10 protein-coding genes and 1 pseudogene are annotated in these 13,207 nt (G+C 39.3%); 1 reads left to right on the top strand and 10 read right to left on the bottom strand.

Annotated features, from left to right (window positions below):
* Positions 1-176: 176 nt before the first annotated feature.
* The 10 genes and pseudogenes from ACQYAD_RS14605 to ACQYAD_RS14560 all read right to left on the bottom strand — a co-directional run bounded on the left by ACQYAD_RS14605 (position 177) and on the right by ACQYAD_RS14560 (position 11,576).
* Complete coding sequence (locus tag ACQYAD_RS14605; protein ID WP_430239271.1) at positions 177-2,267, bottom strand: BglG family transcription antiterminator; 2,091 nt, start codon at positions 2,265-2,267, stop codon at positions 177-179.
* 203 nt (positions 2,268-2,470) lie between these two features.
* A complete protein-coding gene (locus tag ACQYAD_RS14600; protein WP_430239268.1) occupies positions 2,471-3,898 on the bottom strand; it encodes a PTS mannitol transporter subunit IICB in 1,428 nt (475 codons plus the stop codon).
* A 332-nt stretch (positions 3,899-4,230) separates the two neighbouring features.
* Complete coding sequence (arsC, locus tag ACQYAD_RS14595; RefSeq protein ID WP_430239265.1) at positions 4,231-4,653, bottom strand: arsenate reductase (thioredoxin); 423 nt, start codon at positions 4,651-4,653, stop codon at positions 4,231-4,233.
* 49 nt (positions 4,654-4,702) lie between these two features.
* The gene (locus tag ACQYAD_RS14590) at positions 4,703-5,050 is read right to left on the bottom strand and encodes an ArsR/SmtB family transcription factor (protein ID WP_430239263.1); all 348 of its coding nucleotides are present in this window, start codon (positions 5,048-5,050) and stop codon (positions 4,703-4,705) included.
* 546 nt (positions 5,051-5,596) lie between these two features.
* Complete coding sequence (maa, locus tag ACQYAD_RS14585; protein ID WP_430239261.1) at positions 5,597-6,157, bottom strand: maltose O-acetyltransferase; 561 nt, start codon at positions 6,155-6,157, stop codon at positions 5,597-5,599.
* A gap of 177 nt (positions 6,158-6,334) precedes the next feature.
* Positions 6,335-7,297, bottom strand: a pseudogene (gene nadA, locus ACQYAD_RS14580) (quinolinate synthase NadA); the annotation flags it as partial.
* Between the two features lie 60 nt (positions 7,298-7,357).
* Entirely contained in the window at positions 7,358-8,197 is an 840-nt protein-coding gene (gene nadC, locus ACQYAD_RS14575) for a carboxylating nicotinate-nucleotide diphosphorylase (RefSeq protein ID WP_430239259.1), read from the bottom strand.
* Positions 8,166-9,737 (bottom strand): L-aspartate oxidase, encoded by a 1,572-nt coding sequence (gene nadB, locus ACQYAD_RS14570; RefSeq protein WP_430239257.1) that lies wholly within the window; start codon positions 9,735-9,737, stop codon positions 8,166-8,168. Before nadB ends, nadC begins: the two co-directional genes overlap by 32 nt.
* Before the next feature lie 447 nt (positions 9,738-10,184).
* The gene (locus tag ACQYAD_RS14565) at positions 10,185-10,424 is read right to left on the bottom strand and encodes a hypothetical protein (protein WP_430239255.1); all 240 of its coding nucleotides are present in this window, start codon (positions 10,422-10,424) and stop codon (positions 10,185-10,187) included.
* Between the two features lie 159 nt (positions 10,425-10,583).
* Positions 10,584-11,576 (bottom strand): LacI family DNA-binding transcriptional regulator, encoded by a 993-nt coding sequence (locus ACQYAD_RS14560; protein ID WP_430239253.1) that lies wholly within the window; start codon positions 11,574-11,576, stop codon positions 10,584-10,586.
* 219 nt (positions 11,577-11,795) lie between these two features.
* Between ACQYAD_RS14560 and ACQYAD_RS14555 the strand changes: the two genes are divergently transcribed.
* Positions 11,796-13,181: an ABC transporter substrate-binding protein gene (locus tag ACQYAD_RS14555; protein ID WP_430239251.1), complete on the top strand. Its 1,386-nt coding sequence runs from the start codon at positions 11,796-11,798 to the stop codon at positions 13,179-13,181.
* Positions 13,182-13,207: the final 26 nt, after the last annotated feature.

Genomic DNA, 13,207 nt, shown 5'->3' with positions numbered 1-13,207 from the left:
TCCACCTGAATTGATAGTCTAATAACCTATCATATTATACAGGTTTATGGGAAAACATTTAATAGTATGGGGAAGGTGAGCGCGAGCATTGAAAAGGGTGCCGCCCCTCCCCGGGGCGGCACCCTTTTCAATGCCAAATCCCCTAAGCCCCTAGGTTAAAAAGTGTCCATTTTTATCTAGCGGAAACTGTCTACTTTAGTATAGCAGTTACATGAAGCCACTTTGTCTTGTTCATCTGATTGAAAAACAGCTAAACTTTCTTTACTTTCAATTAATATTGAACTGATAAAACTTAGCACTTCCAAGGTTCTTTCTGCTGCTTTTACTGGAGACAGCAGTAACAACAAATGCTTCATTTCAATTTGGGATTGATCCATACCATTTACACAAACAGGGTGTTCCAGTACATAAATCGTAAAGGAAGGTTTTAGTACATATTCAACCCGGGTATGAAAGAGACCCATTGAAGTCTCAGGAATTCCAAGCCCTCCAAGACTCTCCCTTTCTACTAGCGCCTTGACGACCTCATCAACATCTGCAATTATTTGTTGTTGAGATAATTCTTGGCAAGCTCGCTTTAAAATTTGTTCAACAGCTTCATGCCCTACAATGGTTTTTACAGCAAATCCTTGAAGAATGGTTTGAATTGTCTCTGCATAATCACGGATGGCAACCATTTCCTCTATCAGTTTGGAGGACTGTTTTTCCCTAGGAGGCTTTTCACTTTCACCACTATTTCTAAGTCCATTCATTTTCTTTTTTTCATTAATAAAAGAACGAATTTTTTCAATTTCCTCCTGGTTTAGAAAGGGACTCGTTAAAATATATTCCGAATGGAAATAGGGAATAGGAATGGTTGAGATGATTAATTGATAATCAAGCGCATTCATTTTTTTAAATTCCATTACCGATACATTTTGAATATCCTTCAGTTCAGGAAATTCTTTCTGCAATCTTGTCGCAAGCATCTTTGAGGTGCCAATGCCACTCGAACAAATGACAAGTGTTTTTAAATCACTCATTTCTTTATAGCCAAGCACCGCGGCGCCGAAATGCATCACAAGATAGCCAATTTCTTCGTCGGGGACAGTCAATTCATGAAACACCTGTTCAACAGCTTCTTTTACAATCGAAAATAAGTCTCCATAATCCTTTTTGACTTTAGATAACAACGGGTTACTAATGCCCATATTTTGCTTTAACCGATAGAGAGCCGGCTTTAAATGCATGACTAACCCTTCAAATAACGAACGATTTGCTGATAAATCAATGTTTAAGTAATTCCCAACATACTTTATAAGATTCCTCGTTTTAATGGCTACCTGAAGGCTTGAAGCTTCGGAAAGATATTCATGATCATGGCGAAGTTTTGCCCCTTTTAAATGCATCGTTATATATCCCACTTCCGCCATAGGAATTTCGATTTGAAAAACTTGCTCTAATTTGTCAACAATTTTCTTTGCAAATTTAAACTCTTTTGTCGATTGCTGATTTTCGAGGTAAGCATGGTCGATTTTAATCCCTTCACCTTTTTGGATTCTCTCAACGGCCAATGCCAGATGGACAACCAAACCAATATAGGCGCTATCTGCCAACGTATAAGGCAAGTCTCCACTAATCGATTCAATGACTTTCTCGATCATGAACAGTTTTTTCTTTTCTACTAAACCTAAAAGTTTTTCGGAGATAGAATGGATTTGATGAGTGGATCGTTTTTGGATACTTTCTCTGGCAAGGTTTAGAATTTCCGACTCATCCACATATTCGGAAATGACACTCCGAATTGCACGCCTTTTTGCATCTTCTGTCCCGCTAATTTCTACGCCATAACCCCTTTTACGTATCAGTGATAACCCAAATTTCCGAATGTATTCTTCTAATTTTGTCAAATCATTGCTTACAGTTGCAATGGTCACATTCAAATCATTGGCTAGTCCAAGCAACTTTACAGGCTCACTCGACTCCAATAATTCACACAAAATAACCATTTGCCGCTCATCAGGGGTATATTCTGTATGATAAAGATTAAATAGGAATAACTCCAACTCTTGGATATTCTTTTTATCTCCTGTAATTTGGACGCCTACTCCAGATTTTTTTTGTAATGAAAGCTTATATTCCTCTACTATATCCTCAATATTTTTTAAATCGCGATGGATTGTTCGACCACTCACACCTATTTTGTCTGCCAGTTCTTTTACCGTTAATTCATCTTTTTCGTTTAATAAGATTTCAAGAATCTGTCTTTCTCTTGCGGAAATATACATTGTTTTCACTCCGTCTGACGTTTTCTGATCCTCGTCCTCCAATCACAAGTTGTTGACAAAATTTAATTTTTCTATCCTACAATAAAATGATAAAACGATTTCATGCCTGAAACAACAAGAATCAAAACTAAAATAGTCACTTGACTTGTTGACAATATTTAAAAAGAAAAAGTCCAGCAATCTGGACTTTTTCTTTTGCATTTTTATTTTTCCTTTAAACGATTCACTAATTCATCATATTTTGGGCTATTTAAGAAGTTTTCAACCGAGATGTGAATAGCGTTTGGCAGTTTTGCTTTTGCACGGTCTGTTAAATCTTTATGGGTGACTACTACATCTGCATCATCCGGTAAATTATTAATCGCTGTGTTAATGACAGTCGTATCCAGACCAGCCTTTTTTACCTTATTTCTTAGAATAGAGGCACCCATAGCGCTTGAACACATTCCCGCATCACAAGCAAATACGATTTTGTTTACGTTTTCAACTTCAATTGTTTTTGGTTCGGATTCTGCTGTTAAGATTGAAGAAACACTGCTTTTCTTTCCTTTCATTTCTTCCATTTTTGCAGCAGCAGACGATAAGTCTTCCTCCTTGGATTTGCTTGTTTTCAACAGTAATGAGGCCACTGCGAATGAAACGGCTGCCCCCACAACGACCCCTGAAAGTGTAGCTACATACCCGCCTTTTGGCGTCATAGCAAGGAATGCGAAAATACTTCCAGGTGATGGAGCTGCAACGAGACCAGCCTTGAAAATGGTAAATGTGAATACACCGCTTACCCCACCGGCCATCGTAGCAAGAATTAAGATCGGTTTCATCAATATATAAGGAAAATAGATTTCATGAATACCACCAAAGAAATGAATGATTGCTGCTCCTGGAGCTGTTTGTTTTGCTGTTCCTTTACCAAATAACCAATAAGCAAGCAAGATTCCTAACCCAGGGCCAGGGTTTGCTTCAAGCATGAAAAGAATGGATTTACCGACTTTTGAAGCCTGTTCAACACCTAGTGGAGTTAACACGCCATGGTTAATAGCATTATTTAGGAAGAGAACCTTTGCTGGTTCAATAAAGATGTTTGCCAAAGGCAGCATGTTATTGTTTACAATAAATTGTACACCTGATGCTAAACCCTTACTTAACACTTCAACAACTGGACCTATACCTTTAAATGCCAACAACGTTAAGAGACCACCTAAAATACCAGCAGAGAAGTTATTAACGAGCATTTCAAAACCGGATTTTACTTTTCCGTGAATGGCTTGGTCAAACTTCTTAATCACATAACCGCCAAGCGGTCCCATAATCATTGCCCCTAAGAACATCGGGATATCCGTTCCAACGATAACCCCCATTGTTGCGACTGCCCCAACTACACCTCCACGGATATCGTGAACCATTCTGCCGCCAGTAAAACCAATTAATAATGGCAGCAGGTAAGTAATCATTGGTCCCACCAATTTGGCAAGGCTTTCATTTGGGAACCACCCTGTTGGAATAAATAGAGCGGTGATAATCCCCCATGCAATAAATGCACCGATATTCGGCATAACCATACCGCTTAAATAACTGCCAAATCTCTGTATTTTGACTTTGATATCTGAACTTTGTTTATTTATTTCGTTCATTGGATTTCCCCCTCGTTTGATTGTTCCTACACTTTGATAGTAAAGCGTTTTCACAACTGTTTCAATTCTTATAAAATTGCATTTTGTCACATTGCTTGTTGACAATGTTAAAAATCAGAAAAAACATGCTTCAATCGTTGGTTTATCTGTTCTAACCATCATTTAATCAAACGTTTGATTAAATAAAAAAATGAGAGCTGTACCCATGTACGGCTCCCGATCGATTAAACTATACGCATTTTACCGCTAGCTGTTCTTGTTAATAAATGAAAAAGTATGGTGCCCCTTATTTGAGAGAAGATTGATTTTCACGAGCCCCAAACTTTCCTTGTTTACTGACCTGTTTCGGCAAAGCGCTGAATCCGGTCTCCGATTTCATCACGGACACGTTGAAAGACTGCCCACTTTTCTTCCTCTGTTCCTTGAGCTTTCGCAGGATCATCAAATCCCCAGTGCTCCCGTTTTACTTTCGGTGGGGTTACTGGACACTTATCTGCTGCATCACCGCATAGTGTGACAACCAAATCGGCATTGTTTAAATAATTAGGATCAATGATATCCGAAGTATGGGAGGAAATGTCGATTCCAGCCTCTTTCATGGCTTTTACAGCATTTGGATTTAAGCCATGCGCTTCAATGCCCGCACTTTGAATCTCCCACTCATCACCTAAATATTTTTTTGCCCATCCTTCTGCCATTTGGCTTCTGCAAGAATTCCCCGTGCATAAGAAGTAAAGTTTCTTTTTGTTTTCCATCATGTTGTCCACCCTTCTACTATGTTTTAAATTTCACTGTTTTTTTAAGTTAACAACCGCATCGAAGCGTAGGATTACTTTTTTCAATCATTTTGATTTTCTCGGTCTGATCGGGTACATGCTCTAAAATAGTATCTACAAGTTCATATAGTTCACTCTTTTGATTTAAAGAATAGTAAATCCATTGCCCTCTTCGCTCTTCCTTCACCATCCCGGCATCTTTTAACTTACGAAGATGCTGGCTAATGGATGGTTGACTCATTTCAAAAACCTCTTGAAATTCACAGACACAGCATTCACGTTGCTTTAAAATCGCTACAATGGTTAAGCGCGTTTTATCACCTAATAACTTTAACACATTGGCAGCACGTTCTAATTCCACTATTGATGTCAACATGGCATCGACCTCTTTCAAAAGCGTTAATAGTCAAAAATAGAGACTCAGTATATTTCGATAACCATTCATACTCGCTTTTTCACTACCGGACCGGCTTTATGAACCGTTCTTATTGACCAATCGGCATTCGCGAATCTCTTAATTGGTACATAACTATTTGCTTATATATTAAAACAAGATCAAATTGATTTCAAGTCCCTTTAATGGAAAGTTCGTGCAGCATGTAATCGTTTCTGTTTTATTCTCCAGGCACTCATTTTCCAGGGGACTGCACGGCTGTGCCCCCTTGTCACTAACGCTCCCTGCGTGGTATTTCATTGTATCAAGTGGGAGCAAACGATCCGCTTCATTCAGAGGCTTATTTATCGAAGGATATTTTGCTGTTTTCACTTCAACTTTTTCATACAAGATGGATATCGTTCTTTACTAGAAAAATAATTGAAATTGTTGATTATTTTCAGGGGAGATGGAAGACGTTCAAAAGTCTAAAATTCACCATTTTCTTCATTTGAACGGGAAGGAAATTTAATTCCTTCCCTGCATTTTCTATTCTTCGATTTGTTTAATTATTCTTGCAGGATTTCCGCCTACGACCACATTATCCGGCACATCTTTCGTTACGACCGCACCTGAAGCAATGACAACATTATTTCCGATCGTAACCCCTGGATTTATAACAGCTCGCCCACCAATCCAGACATTATCCCCGATCGTCACAGGTTTTCCGTATTCTGCGCCAGAAATTCTTTGTATTGAATTTAGTGGGTGTGTCGCAGTATAAATATGAACTCCTGGTGCAATCATGCAGTTATCACCAATCCGAATCTCACAAACATCCAAAAAAACGCAATCAAAATTAGCATAGAAATTTTGACCGACGTGAATGTTATAGCCGTAGTCACAACGAAATGTCGGCTCAATATATAAATTTTCTCCAGTGGAACCAAGCAGTTCTTTTAACAATTGCGTTCTTTGATTTGTATCTGTTTCAAGCGACGTATTAAATACTCTTGTTAACCTCCTAGCGTTTTTTCTTTCCCTCCGCAATTCAGGATCAGCTGCATTATAAAGCTCGCCATTCAGCATTTTTTGTTTCTCGGTTTTCATTCATTGCATCTCCTTTTGGCTAGCATTGGTTTTTCCCACGTCTCTCAGATCTCCATGCCGGTCTCTTTTGCCGCTGCTTTCAGTTCACGGACAAGAACCAATGTTTTCATTTAGAAAAAAAAAACCGAACTTCTCTTTGGACATTCGGCTTTTTTCTATATCAATTATATCAAAGACTTAACCAATGGAGATCATTCTCTCAATAGCAAGCTTTGCCTGCTTGGCTGTATCTTCAGGCACCGTGATCACATGACTGTTTTCTTTCAAAGCAACCAATACTTTTTCAAGCGTAATCATTTTCATAAAAGGACAAACGGCTTGTGCATTGGCAGCGATGAATCGTTTTTCAGGGTTTTGTTTTTGCATCTGATGGATAATCCCTACTTCCGTTGCGACAATAAATTCATCCGCCTGTGAAATTCGAGAGTGTTTTAGCATATTGCCTGTTGATAGAATATGGGTTTTTTCTTTTGGTAACATGCCTTCAGACATTAAATACATACTTGAAGTTGAGCAGCCGCATTCCGGGTGGACAAGCAGTTCGGCTTCCGGATGCTCTGTCAGCACGCCTTCTACCTGATCCGGCTGAATTCCTGCGTGAACGTGACATTCGCCCATCCAAATGTGCATGTTTTCACGGCCTGTTTCCCGCTTCACAAATGAACCCAGAAACAGATCCGGCAAGAACAGGATTTCTTGATTCTCAGGAATCGAGCGAACGATGGCCACAGCGTTAGAAGAAGTGCAGCAATAATCGCTTAATGCCTTCACTTCAGCCGTTGTATTGACATAAGCGACGACAACGGCTCCAGGGTGCTCAGCTTTCCACTTACGAAGCTGGTCTGCCGTGATCGAATCAGCCAAAGAGCATCCCGCTTCAAGATCTGGAAGCAGCACCGTTTTCCCCGGATTTAAGATGGCCGCCGTTTCTGCCATAAAGTGAACCCCACAAAATACGATGACTTCAGCAGTGGTATTTACCGCAGCACGCGCAAGCATTAGAGAGTCACCCAACACGTCTGCAATATCCTGAATTTCCGGAATTTGATAATTGTGGGCAAGAAGGATGGCATTGCGCTTTTTCTTCCACTCTTGAATTTCTTCAATCAAGCGGCTCTTCATTTCGGTAGCTGTCATGTTAACTTTCCTTTCTGTTCTTTTCTATGAATCAATCAATTTTTCAGGAACCGTATGAACCGCTCATTCACCAACTGCAACGTTGACACTGATGTCAAGCGCTTTGTATGAATGGGTCAGTAATCCAAGAGAAATAGTATGAACACCGCAATCGCGATAGCTTTTCAAATTACTTAGATTGATCCCGCCTGACGCTTCCGTCATCATATGGGCAGGGATCAGTTTGATAAATTCCTTGATTTCATCAGGAGTGCGGTTGTCAAACATAATCACATCTACTCCTGCTTCGACGGCTTCGATGACTTGTTCTTTCGTCTCTGTTTCTACTTCGATTTTGACCATATGTCCCAGTCTCTCACGTACGAGACTCACTGCCTGTTTGATCGAGCCTGCAAAAGAGATATGATTGTCTTTAATCATCACCCCGTCATAAAGGCCATAACGGTGATTATAGCCGCCGCCGCAACGGACAGCATATTTTTCAAGCATTCTTAGTCCAGGTGTTGTTTTCCTCGTATCGCAAATCTTGGTGTAAGAGCTATCCAGTGTCTCTACTGCCTGTCGTGTTAAAGTGGAAATACCGCTCATGCGCTGAATAAGATTCAAAACCACTCTTTCCCCTTTTAACAGAGCGGAAATTTCACCTGAGACTACCGCCAACCGCCGCCCTGCTTCAATGGGATCGCCATCTTTCACAAACAATTGGATGTCAATTTGCGGATTTAATAGATGAAATCCTGTTTTAATCACTTCCTCTCCGCAAAAAATTCCTGTTTCCTTGGCTAAAAAGACGATTTCCCCTTTTGTATTGTCTGAAAAAATCAAATCGGTGGTGAGATCTTGTTCCCCAATGTCTTCGATAAAAAATTGCTCAATTAACGAGCGCAGTTTTAATGTATTCATGTTTGATTGCCACTTCCCCTTTGCACTTCTGAATAATTACTTTCTTTTTCCAATTTTGATCATCTTCGAACGGGCAATCCCTTCTAAAATGGCCGCCGCGGCTTTCCGTCCGGCTGATCGCTGCTTCTGTAATCAAGGAAGCAGTGACATACATAAAAATAGCGGTAATCTCTTGAATGGAATAAGAATCAAGCTCCGTTACATCATGTAAATGGAACTGCTCCAGCCAATTTTTTTGTTCTTCCAAAAGTTCTTTAGACCGGACAATGCCGACTCTTTTCATCATCATATCCTTTAAAGTTTGGACATCCGGAAGCAGCACTTTTTTTTCTGGAATGAAAGAATACGCTTTAGGCAAAACCGAAATTGGATCTTTGTTTGAATTTGAATGAATCCATTGTGAGAGCTTTTTCCCCTGATAAAGTCCTTCCAATAACGAATTGCTTGCCAGGCGGTTAGCGCCATGAAGACCCGTGCATGATGCCTCTCCAATCGCAAATAATCCATTTATTGACGTCCGGCCAATTAAATCCGTTTTGATGCCGCCCATTAAAAAATGGCTGCCGGGAACTACCGGAATTTTTCCATCTGATAAATGGACTCCATTTTTTTCACAAATAGCTGTAATGGAAGGGAACCGCTTTTTAAAGTTTTTTATGCTTCGAATATCCAGGAATACTTCATGCCCGTTTTTGATATAGTCAACGATCGTCTGAGAAACAATATGCCGCGGAGCGAGATCTTTTAATGGGTGGATGCCTTCCATAATCGGGGTTTCATCTTCCGTTACCAAGATTGCCCCCTCGCCCCTGACAGCTTCCGATATCAGTCCCTTCGTTTCCCCATCTTTATATAAAAGCGTCGGATGAAATTGGATAAATTCCATATCAGCCATTTCCGCACCTGCCAAATAGGCCATGGCAATCCCATCTCCTGTTACCGTTGGGGCACTTGAGGTAAAGGGGTAAACCTGTCCGCAGCCACCCGTGGCCAGAATCACATAATCCCCGTAAAAATAACGGATCGTGCCATCTGGGTCTTTAGCTTTTACACCAATGCAACGTTTCTGCTTACTGTCGATGATGAGTTCGTAAGCAAAAACGTTCTCTTCCACTTTTATATTGTTCGTCAATTTACGAATCAAGTAATCTATGACATTTTTCCCCGTTGCATCACCGCCGCTATGAACAATCCTGTTTTCACTATGTGCGCCTTCCAGTCCAAGCAGCAAATGCCCCTGTTGATCCTTGTCAAAGATTTCGTAAAGGTCGCCAATCAGTGCCGGAGCTTCGTTCAATATTTCACGTACAGCTTCCTCATTATTGTGAAACCTGCCTGCCTCAAGAGTATCAGCCAAATGCTTTTTCGTGTCATCGTGAATTCCGATAGCAGCAGCAATCCCGCCTTGTGCTAAATAAGAGTTCGCATTTTTTAAATGTGACTTTGTGAGAATTCTCACATTCTTATCATGGCTAAGGAAAGTTGCCAACTGTAATGCCGCAATTCCACTGCCGACAATTAGAACATCATCCATTTCCATGATGAGGACCCCCCAAGGTTAACAACTGTCTTGACATCTATATTTACATAGTTTTAAAATAAAAACAAGATTTTTCGTCTAAAAAATTAATGGTAAAACAATTGATTTTAAAACTAGTTTGATAGATTCGTTAAAACCTAAATGAATCATATGGACAAGCAATGCAACAACTTTGGAAATCTTTAAGAGACTAAGTAAAATAGAGTAGGCGCATGAATGATTCATGCGCCTCAATTGACTCGATGCGTTAGTTTTTATAATACGAAATCTCAACTGTTTTCGTTTCCTAGCTTTTATTAGCATATCATGATTTTTAACCAATTATCCTAGTAAATCGCAGAGAAAATTACATAGAAAATCACAAATGGAGAATAGCTCTCATTATGCTAATTAGCATACCCGATAGTTTAAAAAATAAAGCACCAGATTCTGTGTGTGCTTTAAATTTTAATTTTCAATGCGTTTTTCAAGGTTAAATAGTCGTTTGTCCATTTCAGTTAATCTGTTGGTAAGATAAGCCACTTCAAAATCTGTTTTCTTCTTAGTGACTTTCAACATTCCAACCACATCTTCTGCATGTGGGGCTTCGATTCTTTTTACCGTTTCTTTCACTTCATGGATGTCAGTTTTTATATCTTTTAAATCCTTCTGTAGTTCCATTAAGGATTCTAAAATTTGCTTTTCCATTCCTTTTCACCCCGTCTCTGTATTATATGGCTTTTATGAGTTCCCTACCATCTTTTATTAGACGAGTTCGTAATAAGACTCCTTCCTAAATGATAACGAGAGGTTTTGCTAATTCTACTATATGATACAAAATAAATGGGGCCTGCCCCGACAGACTAGTTATTTAATTAAATTTGAACTTTTTCTTTCAACTAAAGTAGGGTTAAGTTTAATTTGTACCGGTTTTGAAGAGATTTCATTTTCTACGCGATCCAATAGAAGCTGGAGCGTCGTATTAACCATTTTTTCAATTGGCTGATTAATACTCGAAATCCCCATAATTTTAGCAAGATACGTATCGTCAAAGCCTATAATCGAAATATCCTCTGGCACCTTCATTCCTTTCTCCTCAACCGCTCGAATAAATTCCAAAGCCATTATATCGTTTGCCGCAAAAGCGCATGTAAAATCGATAGCCTCCCCTGCTTGTTCCAAATACGCATTGATATCGCAACGTATTAAAAAATTGTCCGTAGAAGTCTCCTGCACCCGGATATAATTCTTTTCTTTAAACTCCAGACCATTTTCGTATAGCCCGCTCTTGAAACCAAGAAATTTATCGTCCGGAGTCGTTCCAATGAAGCCGAATGTTTTGTGACCTGATAAGATAAATTTTTCTGCAGCAATTTTTCCGGCGAGAACGTGATCCAGACCCACACTATCTATAGCTTCCCAATTCTGTGTCATCACCACAGATGGAATCGATAGCTTGCTGATTCGATCAATATTATATCCTCCGGATGGAATAATAATCATTCCGTCAACTTGACGAGCAATAAAATTTTGGACACTTTCCCATTCTACGAGTGGGTTTCGATTCGATACATGCAATAAGATATTGTAGCCACGTTTACGGGATTCTGACTCAAGCTTGTCAATTAATTCGACAAAATAAGGATTGTAGGTCTCGGTAAGAAGCACACCAACAATATGTGATCGGCTTCTTTTTAGCGTCTGCGCAGCCTTATTTGGGATAAACCCCACCTTTTCAATGACTTCAATAACCCGCTTAGCTGCTTCTTCATTCACACCTTTATTTCCATTGATCACACGTGATACGGTAGACTGGGAAACATTAGCGAGCCTTGCAATTTCTTTCATTGTTATTTTCATATGCCAAAATCCCCTTATATATGAATACGTATTCTAAATAAATTCAATTGTAGCAATCTCTATATATCCATTTTAACAATAAATATCAATATATTCAATTTAAAGGATTGTAAACGCTTGAAAAATATATTGACAGATAATTTGAAAAGTATTAAATTTGAAGCATAGGTTTGAATACGTATTCAACCCTTATTCAAATAAAGGAGGTTATAGTAGAGTATGAAAAAATTATTCTTATTAATCGCTGCTTTAATGCTTGCCCTCCCTCTAGCAGCCTGTGGTTCTAAAGGTGCAAATGGTGACGCAAATAACAAAATCGTTATTTGGACACAAGCTTCGGCTGATCACCCCGAGGGGAAAATGTTTGCAGATCGAGTAAAGACATACAATGAAAAACATCCAGATGGACCAAAAGTAGAAATTCAAAATATTACGCGCGCGGGAGCTGGATCCGGTTATATAGATAAATTAAACGCCGCTATCACTGCAAACAATATGCCTGATATTTTCACCCTTGACGGGCCAGATATTGCCGCTTATGCAGATTCTGGCGTTATTGGCGAACTGGATCCGTATTTAAGTAAGGGATTTAAAAAGGGATTTACAAAAGCGATTATTGATCAAGGTACTGTAGATGGCAAATTCTATGGAATGGGCTACTCTGATTCCGGTGTAGCTATCATGTATAACGAAGATATGATAAATGCGCTGCCTAATGATATTAAAGCATCGGTTCCCGGACCAGACAAAGACTGGACTTGGGATGATTTTGTAACACTCGCCAGAAAAATTGATACATTTGCTAAAACCTCAAAGGATCCGGCATTCAAAAATTACGAAATAGCTGTAAGCACTTTATTAACGGATATTCCTGCTGGCGCATATGAAACTGGAACTTACTATTTCACCCCTCTACTTTGGGGAAATGGCGCAAATATCGTAGATAAAGACGGCGTAACAGTTGATGGAGTATTAAATAGTAACAAATCAGTAGAAGCTTTAACAAAATTCGCTGAGCTATTTAAAGAGCCTGCACTTGCGTCTGCAACTGAATCGGAAAAAGCATTCTATTCCGGAAAAACAGCTTTATCTGTAAGCGGTTTCTGGTATGTAAATGAATTAACCAACAACTACCCTGGCTTGAAGTTCCGGACTCTTCGTTATCCAAAAATGAGCAAAGATTTTAATGGCTTATACACTCCATCCGGAAGCTGGGCATTTGTCCGCAACGGTTCAGAGAAAGACGAAAAACGCATTAAAAAAATAGTTGATGTAATGGAATGGTTAACCAACGATGAAGCAGCTAAAGAGTACTATCAAAAAAACGGTTCAATTCCAACAAGAATCAATTCTATTCCTGAAATCAAAACAAATACAAACAACCCTTACCACAATGAAGCATGGAAAGTATTAAAATATCAAGTTGAAAACACCAATAAGGCACGTCCAGTATCACCAGGATATCCATACCTTTCTGAAACATTTGCAAAAGACGTGATTTTAAAAATTGCTCAAAACAAAACAACAGATTCTGCGACTATCAAGAAATATCTTGACGACGCTGCCAAAAAAATCGATCAAGAGTTTGAGAAATATCGGAAGTAGTTTCTGAGAAAAAGAGGTGGGGATCT

Origin of the sequence: Neobacillus sp. SM06 (assembly GCF_050496765.1) — a bacterium.
Classification (GTDB): domain Bacteria; phylum Bacillota; class Bacilli; order Bacillales; family Cytobacillaceae; genus JAEVLT01.
Note: the sequence above shows the minus strand (reverse complement) of the source record. Positions and strands in the feature narration are given on the sequence as shown.

Bases quoted from the DNA above. Each gene is read 5' to 3' on its own strand.
- ACQYAD_RS14565 (WP_430239255.1), bottom strand. From the start codon at position 10,424: ATGGAAAAGCAAATTTTAGAATCCTTAATGGAACTACAGAAGGATTTA.
- ACQYAD_RS14605 (WP_430239271.1), bottom strand. From the start codon at position 2,267: ATGTATATTTCCGCAAGAGAAAGACAGATTCTTGAAATCTTATTAAAC.
- ACQYAD_RS14590 (WP_430239263.1), bottom strand. From the start codon at position 5,050: ATGTTGACATCAATAGTGGAATTAGAACGTGCTGCCAATGTGTTAAAG.
- ACQYAD_RS14600 (WP_430239268.1), bottom strand. From the start codon at position 3,898: ATGAACGAAATAAATAAACAAAGTTCAGATATCAAAGTCAAAATACAG.
- nadC (WP_430239259.1), bottom strand. From the start codon at position 8,197: ATGAATACATTAAAACTGCGCTCGTTAATTGAGCAATTTTTTATCGAA.
- arsC (WP_430239265.1), bottom strand. From the start codon at position 4,653: ATGGAAAACAAAAAGAAACTTTACTTCTTATGCACGGGGAATTCTTGC.
- ACQYAD_RS14555 (WP_430239251.1), top strand. From the start codon at position 11,796: ATGAAAAAATTATTCTTATTAATCGCTGCTTTAATGCTTGCCCTCCCT.
- nadB (WP_430239257.1), bottom strand. From the start codon at position 9,737: ATGGAAATGGATGATGTTCTAATTGTCGGCAGTGGAATTGCGGCATTA.
- maa (WP_430239261.1), bottom strand. From the start codon at position 6,157: ATGAAAACCGAGAAACAAAAAATGCTGAATGGCGAGCTTTATAATGCA.
- ACQYAD_RS14560 (WP_430239253.1), bottom strand. From the start codon at position 11,576: ATGAAAATAACAATGAAAGAAATTGCAAGGCTCGCTAATGTTTCCCAG.